This window comes from Devosia indica (assembly GCF_003056405.1).
Lineage (GTDB): Bacteria > Pseudomonadota > Alphaproteobacteria > Rhizobiales > Devosiaceae > Devosia > Devosia indica.
This window is the reverse complement of the sequence record NZ_PYVZ01000005.1, coordinates 43100-58835: the sequence shown is the minus strand read 5'-3', so window position 1 is coordinate 58835 and position 15736 is coordinate 43100. Positions and strand designations below refer to the sequence as shown.

Below are 15736 nucleotides of genomic sequence, written 5' to 3'. Positions count from 1 at the left end.
ACGGTTTTGGATCAACTCACGCCCAGGTAAGGTCACTCCATGCTCAGCGATACCCGGCGGCCTGGAGCTCGAACAGTTCGGCATAGCGGCCCCTGAGCGCGACGAGCTGTTCGTGGGTCCCTGCTTCGAGAATGGCGCCATTGTCGAGCACCAGGATGCGGTCGGCCATCCGCACCGTCGAAAAGCGGTGCGAGATGATGACAGCGGACTTGCCCGCGGCGAGCCCCTTGAAGCGGGCAAAGACTTCCGCTTCCGCCTTGGCGTCGAGCGCGGCGGTGGGTTCGTCCAGAATGATCAGCTCGGCATCGCGCATATAGGCGCGGGCGATGGCCACTTTTTGCCATTCGCCCCCAGAGAGGTCGCGGCCCTGGCGGAACAGGCGGCCCAATTGCTGGTCGTAGCCCTTGGGCAGCTTGGCGATGACACCATCGGCCAGGCTCTGTTCGGCGGCGGTATCGATGCGCGTCTGGTCTTCGCGCGCCTCGATGCGGCCGACCCCGATATTGTCGCGGGCGGTGAAGCTGTAGCGGATGAAATCCTGGAAGATCACCCCGACATGCGTATGGATATCGGCCGGCGCCATGTCCTTGAGGTCGACCCCGTCAATGGTGATGCGCCCTTCGCTCGGGTCGTAGAGCCGGGTCAGCAGCTTGACGATGGTGGTCTTGCCCGCGCCATTCTCACCCACCAGTGCCAGGGTTTCGCCGGCGGGCAGCACGAAGGAGAGGTTGCCGACGACCCAGGTGTCGGTCTCGGGATATTTGAAACCGACATTGTCAAACACGATGCCGGAGCGGATCGGCGCCGGAAAGGGCTTGGCGTCGGCCGGCGCCAGCACTGTGGGTTCGATCTCGAAGAAGGAAAGCAGATCGTCCAGATACATCGATTGCCCGGCAATCTGGGTGAAGCCGAGCAGGATGCGCTGGAACAGGCCGTTGAGCCTGAGGAAGGAGCCGGAGAGAAAGGCCAGGTCACCCAGGGTGAAATCCCCGATAATGGTGCGCCAGACGATGAAGCCATAGGCGGCGTAATAGGCCAGGCTCGCAATGGCGGAAAACACCGCGCCCCAACTGGCGCGCAGCGTGGCGACGCGGCGGTTTTCGATGAAAATCTGATGCGCCAGTTTCTTGAAGCGGGTGACGAGATAGCCGCCCAGGCCGAAGAGCTTGACCTCCTTGGCGGTCTCGGCACTGGCCCCGATATGGCGCAGATATTCCAGCTCGCGCCGCTCGGGGGTGCGCCAGCGGCTCAGCATATAGGCCAGTGAATTGAACCGCGCCTCGCCCCAGACCGAGGGGATGAAGCTCAATGGCAGCAGCAGGATCAGCCAGGGCGCGTAGAAGAACAGGCCGGCGGCCAGGGTGAAGACGGTAATGATGTCCTGTGCCTGACCGAAAATCTGGCTGAGCAGGGCATTGCGCCCGGCGGCCTGGCGGCGCGCACGTTCCAGCCGGTCCTGATATTCAGCACTTTCGAAATGTTGCAGATCAAGCCGGGCGGCGTGCTCCATCAATTCCACGCTGACCTGGTTGGAATGAAGCTCGGACAGCACCGAGTCCACCAGGCCCGTGGCCCGGGCGACCAGGTCATTGGCCAGCACCAGTGCCAGTTCAAGCGCCAGGAAGCCAATCATGGCGTTGAGTGCGCCGGCGTTGAACCAGTCCAGGATAGTGGGGCCGGGCGGGGTGATTGCCGTGAGCCGCACCACTTCGTCGACGATCAGCTTGGCGGCATAAAGCACGGCCACCGGCTGCACGGCTGCCAAGAGGCGCAGCACGATGCTGGCCGTGGTCAGGCCCTTGCTGGTGCGCCAGATCTGCGCCACCAACCGCCCCAGATGCGCGAGATTGTCGAGCTGGTCGCGAAGGGTCGGGGCGGTTTCGGGAATGGGCGGCGGACGGCGCCCAGGCAGGTCACTCATACCGGCAATGTACCGGGTTCCCAGCCAAGCGGGAATAGGGACAAAGCCCTGAGCGCATTACCTTTTGGACAGAATTGTCCGCATCATGGCAAATTGCGCAGAAAGCCCGCGAGATCGCTGGTGACATGGTGCACATGCGGCCCGGTGGAGCGGCCCAGCTCCCAGGCCTCGACCTGCTCATGGCTGAAGTCTTCGCTGGCCACCACCTGAACGGTGACCATGCCCTGTTCGTGCGGCACCACCAGGTTCTTTTCCAGGTCATCGAACATGATGGCCCGGCTCGGATCAATGCCATGACTGGCGAAGAACCCGTCATAGGCCTGTTTGTGCGGCTTGGGCACGAAGGTCATGGCGCGGATATCGTGCACATGTTCGAACAGGTGATCGCCCCCCAGGCGCTTGAGCACCGAGCGGGCGTGGCCGGTATCGCCATTGGTCAGGATGAACTTGCGGCCCGGCAGGCTGGCAATGGCCTCGACCAGGTCGGGGTGCGGGGCGACCGGCGAGTAATCAATGGCGTGCACGGTATTGAGAAAGTGATCGGGATCGATGTCGTGCTTGTGCATCAGCCCGTTCAGCGTGGTGCCGAAGTCGCGGTAATAGTCCTTCTGCAAGGCGCGGGCCGTGGTGAAGTCCAGGCGCGTCACGTCCATCACGTAATGGGTGATCAGCGTATCGATCTGCGCAAACAGATTGCACTCACGCGGGTAGAGCGTGTTGTCGAGATCAAACACCCAGTCGGTGACATGGTCGAGATTTTCGTGGGGGCGGCGTAATGCGGTCATTGGCCCACCATGCCATAAAAGGATGCAACCTGCATCAGCGCAAAAAGGGCTGCGGGGCCTGTAGGCCCCGCAATGAGCTTATTTGGTCTTGGAGTTGGCCGTCACGGAAAGGCCCAGCGCCTGGATCAGGCCTGCCGGATTGGCGGCCGCTGCGGCCAGCACCAGAACCGAGGTCGGGGAAGCCGGCTTGAGTGCCACTTCCAGGTTCTGCGGATCATCAAGGAAAGCCGACACGGGCGGGACAACGACGTCATTGAGGGCGGGCACCCCGCTTTCAGCGATCATGGCCGGGACCATGCTCTTGAGGCCCTCCACGAACTGGGCGCGCTCGACGCCGGACTGGGCGGCAAACATGTCGAGCAATTTGGGCGCGAGCCCGGCATCGTCATAACGCAGCGAAGCGCCGCCAATGGACAGCGCCTGGGCGATTTCCATGCCGGCCATCATCTGCTGGGCCTGGGCCTCTTCGCTCATCGGGTCAAGATCGGAAGCCTGCATGGCGTAGATCTTGTCGAGCATGTCGAGCGTGAAGCCGGAGATGTCAGCCGTGAAATTGAGGGCGCCAATATCGGCGAAGTCGAGCAGTTGTTCCTCGATAACCATGCGCCCGTCACCCATGGACCAGCTCACCGACTGGGTGATGTTGCCCGAAATCATGGTCAGGCCCAGCGCTTCGACGATGGCGCCGGCTTCCGGTTCCTCCTCGCCCAAGGTCGACAGGTCAGCCCAGATATCGGTGATCGCGAGGTCCGACTGGATCGATTCCAGGGCATCGTCGGCGTCAAAGGCAAATTCAGAAACCGCCTCCATGCCGGCGACCTTGATGACTTCGGCGCCATCGCGCGTCAGGGTCAGCGGGCCGGTGGCCATGCGGCCGATAAGTTGCACCAGCACTTCCGCGCTGGTCTCGCCCTCCGGTGGCAGCCAGAGATCTTCTGCGACCATGTCCACCAGGGTCAGGCGACCGACAAGCTCGTCGCCAAATTCGATGTCGAGATCGGGCGTGGTCAGGCTGTCGGCAAAATAGCTGCCATCGTCATTTTCGACGACGCCTGAAAAGGTCAGTTCTGCATCGAGAGCCATGGGGTCCATGCCAGCCATGGTGATGGTCACGCCATCGACCGTAATGGTGTCGCCGGACAGGCTGGCTGCGCCAAAGCTCATATCATAGCCCATGACGGCATAGACCGCTTCGATACGATCTACGAATGTTTGCGCATCCAGCGCCATGGCGGGCTGCATGAAGCCAAAGGCGGCAAGCCCGGTGGCGGTCATCAGGCTGGTGGTCTTGATCATTCTGATCATCGTGTTCATGTCCCTCTTATAGTCTTGCGCGTGCTGGAGCGGTCCAGTTTTGCTGATGTGTCGACAGATTGCCCCTTGCTCCGGCAAATGCAATGACGACATGGCGGAAATAGGTCAGCCCGCTTTAGATGCGGTTTATTTCAGCCTAATGTCAGTCGCCCGATCAATCCATATGCAGGAACTGGCGATAGGCCGGGTTCCCGGTTTCGTCCCAATAGGGAAACCCAATGGCGTCGATATGGGCGAAGAAGTCGGCCTGCGTTTCGGGCGGCACCTGTACCCCCACCAGCACGCGGCCATAGTCCGAGCCATGATTGCGATAATGGAACAGGGTGATGTTCCAGGCGTCGTTCAGCCCTTCAAGGAATTTGAGCAGGGCGCCGGGTCGTTCGGGAAACTGGAAGCGGAACACCTGCTCGTCGGTCAGCCCCGCTGCGCGGCCGCCGACCATGTGCCGGACATGCAGTTTTGCCACTTCATTGTCCGTCAGATCGGTCACCGACAATGTGTTGTCTTCGAGCAGGTCGATGATTTCGCGCTTTTCGATATCGCCGCGTGAGAGTTTGACGCCGACAAAGATGCGGGCGCTGTCGCCGGCGCGATAGCGATAGTTGAATTCGGTGATGGCCCGATTGCCGATCAGGCGGATGAAAGCACGGTAGCTGCCCGGCCGTTCGGGAATGGTCACGGCCAGCAGGGCTTCGGCCCGTTCGCCGATTTCGGCCCGCTCGGCCACGTAGCGCAGCCGGTCGAAATTGACATTGGCGCCCGAATTGATGGCGATCAGCGCGCCATCCTTTGGCGCATTGCCATTTTCAATGTCGCGGCGCAGACCCGCCAGTGCCAGGGCGCCGGCCGGTTCGGTAATGGCGCGATGGTCGTCGAAAATGTCCTTGATGGCGGCGCAGATTTCGTCAGCGGAGACGGTGACAATATCGTCGAGCAGGTCGCGGCAAAGGCGAAAGGTTTCGTCCCCCACCTGTCGCACCGCCACGCCATCGGCAAACAGGCCCACCTGGTCGAGTGGCACCGGCCTTCCGGCGGCAATCGCCGCTTTCATGCTGGCCGCCTCGTCCGGTTCGACGCCGATGACACGGATTTCGGGGCGCAGGAATTTAACGAAGCTGGCAATGCCTGCAGCCAGGCCTCCGCCCCCGACCGGCACATAGATGGCGCCGATGGGCTCGGGGTGCTGGCGCATGATTTCCAGCCCCACCGTGCCTTGCCCGGCAATCACGTCGGGGTCGTCAAATGGATGCACAAAGACATGGCCATGCTTTTCCGCCAGCCCTGCCGCATGAGTGCGCGCCGCGTCAAACCCGTCGCCGAACAGCACCACTTCGCCACCCAGACGCTTGACGGCATTGACCTTGATGATCGGGGTGGTGGTGGGCATCACCACAATGGCGCGGATGCCCAGCCGGGTTGCCGACAGCGCCACGCCCTGGGCGTGATTGCCGGCCGAAGCGCAGATCACGCCGCGGGCCCGTTCTTCGGCGCTGAGGTGGACGATGCGGTTATGGGCACCGCGGATCTTGAAGGAGAAGACCGGCTGCAAGTCCTCGCGCTTGACCAGAATGGTCTGCCCCAGCCGGGCCGAGAGCAGGTCCATTTTTTCCAGTGGCGTCTGGACAGCCACCTCATAAACCGAGGAGGTCAGGATCTTGCGGACATAGTCAGTCATCAGTCGGTCTCGGGCGGCTCTTGAGTGTGGCGGTGATGGACGCCTGCTGACAGCAAATGTCAACGCCGGGCGATAGTGGCGCGGGGTGGCGGTTGGTGTCCACAGCGCCACGCCGATTGGGTCAAAGTCGAACTTGGCCTGCGACACGAGCCCGATTGTGGCGTAAATGGAGGCAGTTTTTACCGGCATGGCGAGTCTGTGCGCGACCGGGCAACCAAAGGATACGAACAGTGGCGACGCTCTATTATGTGCAGGGCTTTCGACAGAAGGGCCGGAAGCTGGAGCCTGATCAGCCGCAGCAGTCCAAATCGGCAGAGGCGGCCATTGCATCCGCCGAGCGCATCGCCCCGATGCGCGCCGGTGTGTGGGCCTATTCGGCCGATGTGGATGTCGAGGCCGACACCTATGACGAGCCCAAGGTGCTGTTCAAGGCGGGCATTCTGCCCGAAGGTGTCGCCGATTGAGTCTGGCTCTCGCTGTTCTGGCGGGGGCGTATTTTTTTGATCGCTTGAATGGGCCGATATGGCCCATTTCCGTATTTTGAGGAATTTGCATGTCCACCAATGAAGCCGGAGCCGCTGCGCCCGCTGACCCGCGCCGCTGGCTGGCGCTGGGCATCCTGCTCATTGCCAATTTCATGAACCTGATCGATGTGACCATCGTCAATGTGGCGCTGCCCTCGATGCGCGATAATCTGGGGGCAAGCGACGCCCAGATCGAATGGGTGGTGGCGGCCTATGTCCTCGCTTTTGCCCTGGGCCTGCTGCCGTTCGGGCGACTGGGGGACATTGTGGGGCGCAGCCGCATGTTCCTCATTGGCGTGGCGGCCTTTACGCTGGCTTCCGCGCTATGCGGCATGGCGCCTTCGATCGAGATGCTGATTGGCGCGCGCGTGCTGCAGGGGCTGGGCGGGGCGATGATGACGCCCCAGGTGCTGGCGATTGCCACGGTGACCTTCCCGCCGCATGAACGGGGCCAGGCTTTCTCCCTGTTCGGGCTTTCGGCTGGCCTGGCCTCGGTCTGCGGACCGGTGCTGGGGGGCCTGCTGATCGACGCCCAGCTCTTCGGGCTCGACTGGCAGCCGATCTTCCTGGTCAATATTCCCATCGGCATTGCCGCGATCATTGCCGGATGGTTCCTCATCCCGCGCCTGCCGGGGCATGCGGAACTGCGCAATGACTATACCGGCATCGCGCTGTTTGGCCTGGGTATCGTCGCGGTGGTGTTTCCGATCATCGAGGGGCGGGCGCTGGGCTGGCCGGCGTGGAGCTTTGGCATGATGGCAGCGGGGCTGGTGCTGCTGGTGGTGTTCTATTTCTGGCAGAAGCGGCGGGCGCGTGCGGGGCAGCCGCAATTGCTCAATTACGACCTCCTGGCCAATCGCGACTACATGTTCGGGGCCTTTGTCGTCACCGTCTTTGCCTCGGGCATTCCGGGCCTGTTCCTGGTGATTTCGCTGTTGCTGCAATCCGGCTTCGGGTTCACCCCGCTGCAATCGGGCCTGACCAATCTGCCCTTTTCGGTGGGCGTGCTGATCGCCTCCTTCATTGCCGGGCGGTTCGGATCGAACTATCTGCGCAGCCGGCTTGCGGCAGCCGGGGCGATGGTGAGTTTTGGCATTGGCTGGCTGCATTTTGTGATCGCCGGCACGGGCAACAGCATCGACCCGTGGAGCTTCCTGTTGCCGCTGCTGATTGCCGGCATCGGCCTGGGTACCGGCTTTTCCTCGCTGTTCCAGCTGGTGTTGCGCAATGTGCCGCCGCGTGATGCCGGGGCCGGGTCAGGCGCGTTGCAGGCTTTCCAGCAGGTTGGCGGCGCGCTCGGCGTGGCGCTGGTGGGACAGATTTTCTTTTCCCAGCTCGCAAGCAATCTAGCGGCTGGAGCCGGGCCGCAAGCCGCCTTTGGCGGCGCTGCCGCCCTGGCGATGTGGTATCAGGTGGTTTCGTTCGCCCTCGTGCTGGCGCTGGCCTTTGTGTTCAAGGGCAATCGCCGCGTGACCGAGGGGGAGCAGACCAAGCCTGCGCCTGTCGAGATCTGAAACAGCGCGGGCCGCCCATTGGGCGGCCCGGCTTGCATTCAGCGCTTGGCGCGATCAGCGCACGATCAGCGTGCCGGCACCGAACTCGGTGAACAGTTCCACCAGCACCACATGGGGCTGCTTGCCATTGAGGATGACGACGCCCTCGACACCATTGTCGAGCGCTTCCAGGCAGGTTTCGACCTTGGGGATCATGCCGCCCGAGATGGTGCCGTCGGCGATCAGCGCCTTGGCGTCGCGCACGGTCAATTCGGGGATCAGCTTGCCGTCCTTGTCGAGCACGCCGGGCACGTCGGTGAGGAACAAGAGGCGCTTGGCGCCGAGCGAGCCGGCAATGGCGCCGGCAAAGGTATCGGCATTGATATTGTAGGTGTTGCCATCGCGGCCGGGCGCCACCGGGGCGATCACCGGGATCAGCTCGGAGCGGGCCAGGAGGTCGAGCAGGGTGCGGTCGACCTCCACCGGCTCGCCGACAAAGCCGAGATCGAGCACGCGCTCGATATTGGAGCCCGGGTCCTTGACGGTCTTTTCGGCCTTTTGGGCAAAGACCATATTGCCGTCCTTGCCGCATAGGCCAATGGCCCATTCGCCCTCGGCATTGATCAAGGCGACGATTTCCTTGTTGATCGAGCCGGCCAGCACCATCTCGACCACTTCCATGGTCCGGGCGTCGGTGACGCGCAACCCGCCTTCGAACTTGGATTCGATGCCCAAATTCTTGAGCATCAAGGCAATCTGCGGGCCGCCGCCATGCACCACGATCGGGTTGACCTTGGATTGCTTGAGCAGGGCGATGTCGCGGGCGAAGGCCTGGCCGAGCTTGAGATCGCCCATGGCGTGGCCGCCATATTTGACCACGACCGTCTTGCCCTCATAGCGCTGCATATAGGGCAAGGCCTGGGCGAGAATGCCGGCATCGTGGCTGAACCGGTCGGTGTCGGAGGCTTGATCGGTCATGGTGGCGGGCAGCTCCCTGGCGTGGCCTTCATCAGGGTGAAGGGTCTATTTCATTTTGCTGTGCTATGAAACGCCATTGCCCAGCTTTTTTGAAGAGCAGTGATCCATTTATCCATTGGCCACGTTCCTCAGATACAGGCCGCGGCACGGCCTCATGGACGGGGAGGGCCTAAGCCCATGCCAAATCAATCGGGAACCGCCGAGATTGCGGACCTAATCGCGCGCTGTTCGCTGCGCGACCGCAAAGCATTTCGGACGCTCTATCAACGCACAAGCGCGAAACTGTTCGGCGTGGTGTTGCGTATCTTGAGAAACAGGGCCGAGGCCGAAGAGGCCATTCAGGAGGTCTATATCAAGGTCTGGCAACGTTCGGATCGCTATGTCGCTGGGCAATATTCGCCGATAAGCTGGCTGGTGGCCATCGCGCGCAATCATGCGCTCGACATGGTCCGGGCGCGGCGCCCGGCGGGTGATGATCTGGATACGGCGATGGAAATTGCCGATACTGGACCCAGCCCCGAGCGGCTGACGCAGTCGAGCCAGGAGGGCGCGCGCATTGAAGCGTGCCTTGCCGAACTTGAGGCTGACCGGGCCGAGGCGGTACGCGGCGCGTATCTGGACGGCTATAGTTATGACGAGCTGGCACAGCGCTTTTCCGTGCCGCTCAATACGATGCGAACCTGGCTGCGGCGCAGCCTGATTAAACTGAGAGAGTGTCTGACGGCATGAGCGAAGAACAGGACAGCACTGGCGGTGGCGAGCGCAGCGCGCTGGTGGCTGAATATGTCCTGGGCCTGTTGGGACAAGCCGAGCATGCGCGCGTGGAAGCGCTGATTGCGTCCAACCCGGCCTTGCAGGCGGAACGCGATTTCTGGGCCGCCCGCTTTGCCGCACTGGACGATGAGTTTGCCGAGGTGGCGGCGCCAGCCCATGTACTGGACCGGGTCGAGACTCGCCTGTTCGGCCATGCGCAGAAAGCCTCGATCTGGGATAGCCTGGCGCTCTGGCGCGGCATCACTGCGGGCGCCCTGGCGGTCGCCGTCGCGGCGATCGGCTTCAACCTGATGCAACCAGCCCCCAGCGTCACGACGCTCACCACCCAACTCGTTGCGGCGCTTGAGGCCGAAGGCAGCGATGTGCGCTTCCTGGCCCTTTACGATGGTGCCGGTGCGGTGCGGTTGACCGCGCTTTCGGGCGAGGTGCCGACAGATCGTGATCTGGAACTCTGGGCGATCCAGGACCAGCAGGACCCTATTTCCATGGGCGTCATCCCGGTCAATGAGCGCTCGGTGGTGGAACTGAGTGATGAGGTACAGGCGGGCTGGGGCGAGGGCTCGGTGCTGGCCATCACGCTTGAACCCAAGGGGGGGTCGCCGGAAGGCAAGGCGACCGGTCCGGTCGTGGCCCTGGGTGAAGTGCGCCAGATCTAGTCGACCAGCAGTTCCACGCTGATCCGGTCGTCGAACGACCAGCCGCCAAGGGACAAGATCTCGCCGTCGGCGTCGCGCACCAGCGGCGCGGTGCGGATGGCTTCGGCAGGCGTGGTCACCTTGAAACCCAGGAAATGCTCGAGCCGGTGACGCGGCATGAAATCGGTGGCGCCAGCCATCAGGCCGCTGGTGTCCGAAAGATTGGTGATCAGAAAGCGCTGATCCCAGACCAGTTTTTGGTGCGGACCCAGGACACAGGCCTCGGGCAGCGCGCGGCCGGGCTCGCGGGATATGGTCAGGTTCTGACCCTTGAGCCGCACCACGGCGCCCAGCAGCGTTGCGGCGCGGGGCAAGTCCCCCAAGGCGATATGATCGTAGAGCTTTTCGACCTGCCCCAGTGCCCGCGGCTTCTGCCGACCGCCGACAATGTTGAGTGTGCGCGCCAAGACGCGCCTTCCAATGGCGGGGCTGAGGGCATGAAAAGCGGCCTGTGGCATGCTGGCCGCGCCAAAGCCGTCCAGCGTCACCAGCTCGGCAAAGGCAGCGTCGGCCACCTGGGTTAAGGCCAGATCGGCTTCGGCCATGCGGGTGGCAAAACGGGCGAGGGTGGCGCTGTCCAGCCCATCTTCGGCCAGCAACGGCAGGCGCCTGCGCCAGCGCACGCGCTCATAGGCCAAGTCGGTATTTGACGGGTCGGTCACCGGGGCCAGTCCGGCCTGTTCGACAATCAGGGCCATGCTGGCCGGCTCGACATCGAGCAGTGGCCGGAACACGGCGACACCCTCGACCTGGCTGAGCGCATTCATACCCTTGAGACCTTCAATGCCGCTCCCATGGGCCAGGCGCATCAGCACCGTTTCGGCCTGGTCGGCGCGATGATGGGCGGTCAGCAGCAAGCCTGCACCATCGGCCTGCATGGCTTCGCCGATGATGCGATAGCGCGCCTGCCGGGCCGCTTCCTGCACGCCTGTCTCGGGCTTTTCGCCGGTCCAGCTCAGACCGCGTGCGGCCAGCCCCAGCTTTTCGGCCTCGTGCAACACCATCTGCACTTCGCCTGCTGCTTCAGGGCGCAGGCCATGGTCGAGGCTATAGACGATCAGACGGGGCGGTGAATCGAGTGCGCTGGCCCAGCGCTGGGCCAGCAACATCAGGGCTAGGCTGTCGGGCCCGCCCGAGACGGCAAGCCCGACCGCTGCCTGATCTGCCGCTGGCGCGAACAGGCGTGCCAGAACCTCTGGATCGCCCAGATCGGGCGTCAGGCCGGTGGACATTCGGCCTTTGCCTTTTCCTCGGCAAGACGGGCCTGGAAGGCGGGGATGGTATCTGGATAGCGGGTCGAGACTTCGTCGAAGGTGCGGCAGGCGGTTTCCCGCTCATCCACGCCAGCCAGCGAGACGCCCAGCTTGAGCAGGATATCGGGCGCCCGTTCGTGTTCGGGGTCCTGCTGATAAGCGTCCACCAGCACATCGGCGGCCTCGGCATAGGCGGATCGCGCCAGCATGGCTTCGCCCAGCCAATTGCCGGCATCCACCACCTGCGGATTGTCCGGGTAGAGTTCGATGAACTGGCCGAATTGCTGCTCGGCAAAGGCGTAGTCGCCGGCCAGCAGCGCCTCATACCCTGCCCGGAACTGGGCGTCTGCATCCGGATTGCCGGTCTGGTCGGCGGCCGGGTCATAGCTCAAGTTCAGCGGCTCGCCGGTGATCAGGTCGATGCCTCCAGGCTGGCCGGTGCCAACCAGGGGGTCGCCCGACTGGCCCAGGTCGTCCATGGGCGCGGTACCATCGTCAAAAGTGGGGTCGAATTCGATTTCGCCGGGCAGGGGCTGCACGCCCTGTTCGGGAATGTCGGTCAGGGGCACATCGGTTTCATTGACTGCCGGGTCCTGCGGCAACGCCTGGGGCTGCGTTGCGCCGCCCTGTGGTGTTGCCGCTTCACCGTTTCCCGGGTCACCGCCTTCCAGAGCCTGGAAGCGGAATTCGGCATCCTCCTGGAAACGGTTGAGGATTTCCTGCAATTGGGTGAGCTGGAAGGTCAGGCCATCAACTTGGCCGTTGAGCACGCGGATCTGCTCTTCGAGCTGCTGGATGCGCACCAAGAGCTGGGCATTATCGGCCTGGGCCACCAGAATGCGGCCGCCGTCATTGTTGAAGCTGAGGCCGCTCAGTTCGCCCGGTGGCAGCACGGTCTGGGCTTGCACTGCCGGGGCGCAAAGTCCGATACCAAGCGCACACAGCGCCGCGCGGCCAATTTTCCTGAAATTCCTAAGCGTCACGCCTGCCTCCGAAATGCTGCCGATGCCGGCCAAGATGGGGGTTATGCGTCCGCCGATAAAGAGCAATTTTGGTCAAAAGAAAGCGCCCGGACCATTTTCTGGTTCCGGGCGCCCTTGCCTCCAGTTTCCACTGGATCTGATGCCTATTGGACCACCGTGACCGCGCGGCGGTTCTGGCTCCAGCAGGAGATGTCGTTGCAGATCGCCACCGGGCGTTCCTTGCCAAAGGACTGGCTGGTGATGCGCTGGGCGTTGACGCCACGGCTGACCAGATAGTTCACCACCACGGAGGCGCGACGGGCGCCCAGGGCGATATTGTATTCGCGGGTCCCGCGTTCGTCGGCATGGCCTTCGATCATGATGCGGTAGTTGGCATACTGGTTGAGCCACTGGGCCTGCTTGTCGAGCGTGGCCATGGCTTCGCTGGTCAGCGAGCTGGAATCGGTTTCGAAGAAGACACGGTCACCCACGGTGACGATGAATTCCTGCTGGCTGCCCGGAGCGCCGGCTCCGGTATTGCCAACGCCGGTCAGCCCGACATTGTCGGTGGCGCTGCGCGAACAGGCGGCGATGACCACGACGAACAGCAGCATGGCTGCGGCGCGCAGGGCGGTGTTGATGGGGGCGGGGATGGCCAAGGCGGACTCCTAGGGGGAATGCTAAAATCTTAAGGACAGCATTTACCGCGCTTAATCTTAAAACCGGGTGTGCCGGAGTGGTTAATCCCTGCCTAATGGGGCGCGGATGTGGCGGAAATCCTGGCTTTTTTGTGACGTTGCCGTGGCGCAACAGGGAGAGGGGATCGGGAGATAGGGTTAAGATCAACCCGTGATCTTGTGGGGTCCTGCGCCGGGCTATCTTCGCCCCTTCAAGACCGATGAAAGAGCGGCTCAACCAAGTTTCTTATCCCCGGGTCAAAATTCTCCCGCATACTCACACTATTCCTCTCGCGTCAGGGCGGCCTGCAGCGACCAGTGGCGGGAGGGACAGCCGGGCATGGGGCAGTCGCGTGCCGCCATGGTCTGGGGGTCGGTCGGTGAGAGTTCGTGCCTGTTGCCGGTCTTGTGATCGGTCGCTGAAAGCGGGTGCCCCAGGGGCGGCCGCGCCGGACAGCCTTCCAAGTTACCCCCTATCGAGAAAACCCGGCGTTCCCGAGGCGGCTTTCGTCTCAGTTTTTAGTTTCAGGGACGAAAGCCGTCTCGGGACACCGCTCTCTACCGCATAACCGCGACGCCGTTCTGGCCGGGCGGCGCAGCGGCGCGCCTGGCGGCGGCCTAACCCTCGGTCAGCTTGAATTCGATACGGCGGTTGCGGCGATAGGCTTCTTCGGTTTCGGCCGGATCGAGGGGGGTGAACTCGCCAAAGCCGGCGGCGACCAGCCGGTTGGGCGACACGCCCTGGGTGACCAGATATTGCGCGACCGAGATGGCGCGGGCGGCCGACAGCTCCCAGTTGGACGGGAAGCGCGCATTGGAAATCGGGCGGCTATCGGTGTGCCCGTCAATGCGCAGCACCCAATTGATGTCGGTGGGGATCTCGGTTTCGAGCTGCAAAATGGCGTCGGCCAGCGAATCGAGCTGGGGCAAAGCGGCCGGATTGACCTCCGCCTGCCCGGCGTCGAACAGCACTTCGGACTGGAAGACAAAGCGGTCGCCGACCACGGTGACATCGGCGCGGCCTTCCAGAATTTCGCGCAGGCGGCCGAAGAAGTCGGAGCGATAGCGGGTCAGGTCCTGCACGCGCTGGGCCAGTGCCAGGTTGAGCCGGCGGCCAAGGTCGGCGATCTGGGTGCGCGATTCGGCGTCGCGGGCCTCGGATGCCTCAAGGGCAGCCTCGAGCGCGCCAATCTGGGTCCGCAGCGCCGCCAATTGCTGGTTGAGCAGGGCCACCTGAGCATTGGCCTCATCGGAGAGCTGTTCGGCCTGCAGCAGGTCCGATTCCAGCGCAGCGATGGTGTCGTCGCGATCCCCCAGGCCCGCGCCGATGCCGGCAAGCTGGTCGGACAGGGCCTCGTTTTCCGACTGGGCGCCAGCCAGGGTTGCGGTCAGCGTGGCCAATTGGGCATTGAGGTCGTCGGAATTGGCGCGTTCGAGCTGCAGCAACTCGGTCAGCTCGGCAATCTGGCTATTGAGCCGGGCCAGGGCCGTGTCGCGTCCCTGGATTTCCTGGCCGAGGAAAAACTGGGTCAACATGAACAGGGACAGCATGAAGATGATGACGAGCAGCAGGCTCGAAAGCGCATCAACAAAGCCGGGCCAGTAATTGGCTTCCTGTCTGCGGCGGGCGCGCGCGGCGGGCATGGGCTAGTTCCGGCGCTCGTTGTCGGCTTCGTCGAGCATGGCCTGGATCAGGTCGCGCAGCTTCTGGTTGGTTTCGCCCTGCTCGGTGATGTAGCGGCGCAAATCCTCCTGCTCGGTGCGGATATGCTTGACCAGCCCATCGATGCCGCGGGCCAGCTCGGCCATGGCACGAATGGCGTTCTGCGAGGAATTCTGGTTCTGCATATTGGCGCCCATGCGCTCGATCATGGCCTGCATATCTGCGCCGGCTACACCCATGGAATTGGCCTGCATGGCAGTAACCGGATGGTCCAACTCGGTCATCGAGGTCATCCAGTCCTCAAGATCGGTGTAGAAGGCATTTTGTGCCTGGCTGGTCTGCAGGTCGAGAAAACCCAGGATCAGCGATCCGGCAAGGCCGAACAGCGAGGACGAAAAGGCGGTGCCCATGCCGCCCAGCGGCGCGGCAAGACCTTCCTTGAGATTGGCGAACAAGGCAGCACTATCGGCCGAGGTGACGTCGAGCGCATTGATCACGCCGGCGACCGAACTGACAGTCTCGAGCAGGCCGTAAAACGTGCCCATCAGGCCCAGGAAAACCAGCAGGCCTGTCAGATAGCGCGAAGTGTCCTTGGCCTCGTCGAGCCGGTTGCCCACCGAATCGAGAATGGAGCGCATCGAGGCCGGGGTGATGATGGCTTCGCCGATCCGCTCGCGCAGGATACCGGCCACGGGCGCCAGCAGCACCGGCGGGCGGGCCGAGCTGGCGTCGCCATCCTGCAGGGAATTGACCCATTTCACTTCCGGGAAGAGGCGGAATATCTGCCGAAAGCTGAGGAAGATGCCGATGAACAGGGCAAAGAAGATCATCGAATTGATGAAGGGGTTTGCCCAGAAGAACGCAACGATGTTGGTGACCAGGATGGCGGCGACCAGCCCCACCAGCACCAGAAAGATCACGATTTTGACCAGATAAACGGTCGGGCTGGCGAGGTGATAGGGATCGTAAGTCTGCGTCATCTGTCCCGAACCTTGCCCCTCGCGCGCGCAAATCAACCACCC

At 63.1% G+C, this 15736-nt stretch carries 14 protein-coding genes; 4 read left to right on the top strand and 10 right to left on the bottom strand.

Features of this window, described 5'->3' with window-relative positions:
• Window positions 1-43 precede the first annotated feature (43 nt).
• The 4 genes from DDE76_RS06720 to ilvA all read right to left on the bottom strand — a co-directional run bounded on the left by DDE76_RS06720 (window position 44) and on the right by ilvA (window position 5695).
• On the bottom strand, window positions 44-1921 hold the full coding sequence (locus DDE76_RS06720) for an ABC transporter ATP-binding protein (protein WP_104893251.1): 1878 nt from the start codon (window positions 1919-1921) through the stop codon (window positions 44-46).
• An 83-nt stretch (window positions 1922-2004) separates the two neighbouring features.
• Window positions 2005-2706 (bottom strand): pyrimidine 5'-nucleotidase, encoded by a 702-nt coding sequence (locus DDE76_RS06715; protein ID WP_104893252.1) that lies wholly within the window; start codon window positions 2704-2706, stop codon window positions 2005-2007.
• 78 nt (window positions 2707-2784) lie between these two features.
• On the bottom strand, window positions 2785-4020 hold the full coding sequence (locus tag DDE76_RS06710) for a hypothetical protein (protein WP_157955690.1): 1236 nt from the start codon (window positions 4018-4020) through the stop codon (window positions 2785-2787).
• 154 nt (window positions 4021-4174) lie between these two features.
• Window positions 4175-5695: a threonine ammonia-lyase, biosynthetic gene (gene ilvA, locus DDE76_RS06705; RefSeq protein WP_104893254.1), complete on the bottom strand. Its 1521-nt coding sequence runs from the start codon at window positions 5693-5695 to the stop codon at window positions 4175-4177.
• A 230-nt stretch (window positions 5696-5925) separates the two neighbouring features.
• Between ilvA and DDE76_RS06700 the strand changes: the two genes are divergently transcribed.
• Together DDE76_RS06700 and DDE76_RS06695 are read left to right on the top strand one after the other, a co-directional pair.
• Window positions 5926-6159 (top strand): hypothetical protein, encoded by a 234-nt coding sequence (locus tag DDE76_RS06700; RefSeq protein ID WP_104893255.1) that lies wholly within the window; start codon window positions 5926-5928, stop codon window positions 6157-6159.
• A gap of 89 nt (window positions 6160-6248) precedes the next feature.
• The gene (locus tag DDE76_RS06695; protein ID WP_104893256.1) at window positions 6249-7733 is read left to right on the top strand and encodes an MFS transporter; all 1485 of its coding nucleotides are present in this window, start codon (window positions 6249-6251) and stop codon (window positions 7731-7733) included.
• A 54-nt stretch (window positions 7734-7787) separates the two neighbouring features.
• Here the strand turns inward: DDE76_RS06695 and argB are convergent, their stop codons facing one another.
• Entirely contained in the window at window positions 7788-8690 is a 903-nt protein-coding gene (gene argB / locus DDE76_RS06690) for an acetylglutamate kinase (RefSeq protein WP_104893257.1), read from the bottom strand.
• A 177-nt stretch (window positions 8691-8867) separates the two neighbouring features.
• Here argB and DDE76_RS06685 point away from each other — a divergent pair, with 177 nt between their 5' ends.
• Complete coding sequence (locus tag DDE76_RS06685) at window positions 8868-9419, top strand: sigma-70 family RNA polymerase sigma factor (protein ID WP_104893258.1); 552 nt, start codon at window positions 8868-8870, stop codon at window positions 9417-9419.
• Complete coding sequence (locus tag DDE76_RS06680; RefSeq protein ID WP_104893259.1) at window positions 9416-10120, top strand: anti-sigma factor; 705 nt, start codon at window positions 9416-9418, stop codon at window positions 10118-10120. The genes DDE76_RS06685 and DDE76_RS06680 overlap by 4 nt, the downstream gene beginning before the upstream one ends.
• Here DDE76_RS06680 and tilS read toward each other — a convergent pair.
• The 5 genes from tilS to DDE76_RS06655 form a co-directional block, all read right to left on the bottom strand.
• Window positions 10117-11391 carry a tRNA lysidine(34) synthetase TilS gene (gene tilS, locus DDE76_RS06675; protein ID WP_104893260.1) on the bottom strand — a complete coding sequence of 425 codons (1275 nt, stop codon included), beginning with the start codon at window positions 11389-11391 and terminating at the stop codon, window positions 10117-10119. The two genes, DDE76_RS06680 and tilS, sit on opposite strands and share 4 nt — an antisense overlap.
• A complete protein-coding gene (gene ybgF / locus DDE76_RS06670) occupies window positions 11376-12395 on the bottom strand; it encodes a tol-pal system protein YbgF (protein WP_157955689.1) in 1020 nt (339 codons plus the stop codon). The genes tilS and ybgF overlap by 16 nt, the downstream gene beginning before the upstream one ends.
• A gap of 143 nt (window positions 12396-12538) precedes the next feature.
• Window positions 12539-13033 (bottom strand): peptidoglycan-associated lipoprotein Pal, encoded by a 495-nt coding sequence (pal, locus tag DDE76_RS06665; protein WP_425430619.1) that lies wholly within the window; start codon window positions 13031-13033, stop codon window positions 12539-12541.
• A gap of 636 nt (window positions 13034-13669) precedes the next feature.
• A complete protein-coding gene (locus tag DDE76_RS06660) occupies window positions 13670-14695 on the bottom strand; it encodes a peptidoglycan -binding protein (protein WP_104893262.1) in 1026 nt (341 codons plus the stop codon).
• A 3-nt stretch (window positions 14696-14698) separates the two neighbouring features.
• A complete protein-coding gene (locus DDE76_RS06655) occupies window positions 14699-15694 on the bottom strand; it encodes a flagellar motor protein MotA (protein ID WP_104893263.1) in 996 nt (331 codons plus the stop codon).
• Between the last annotated feature and the right edge of the window lie 42 nt (window positions 15695-15736).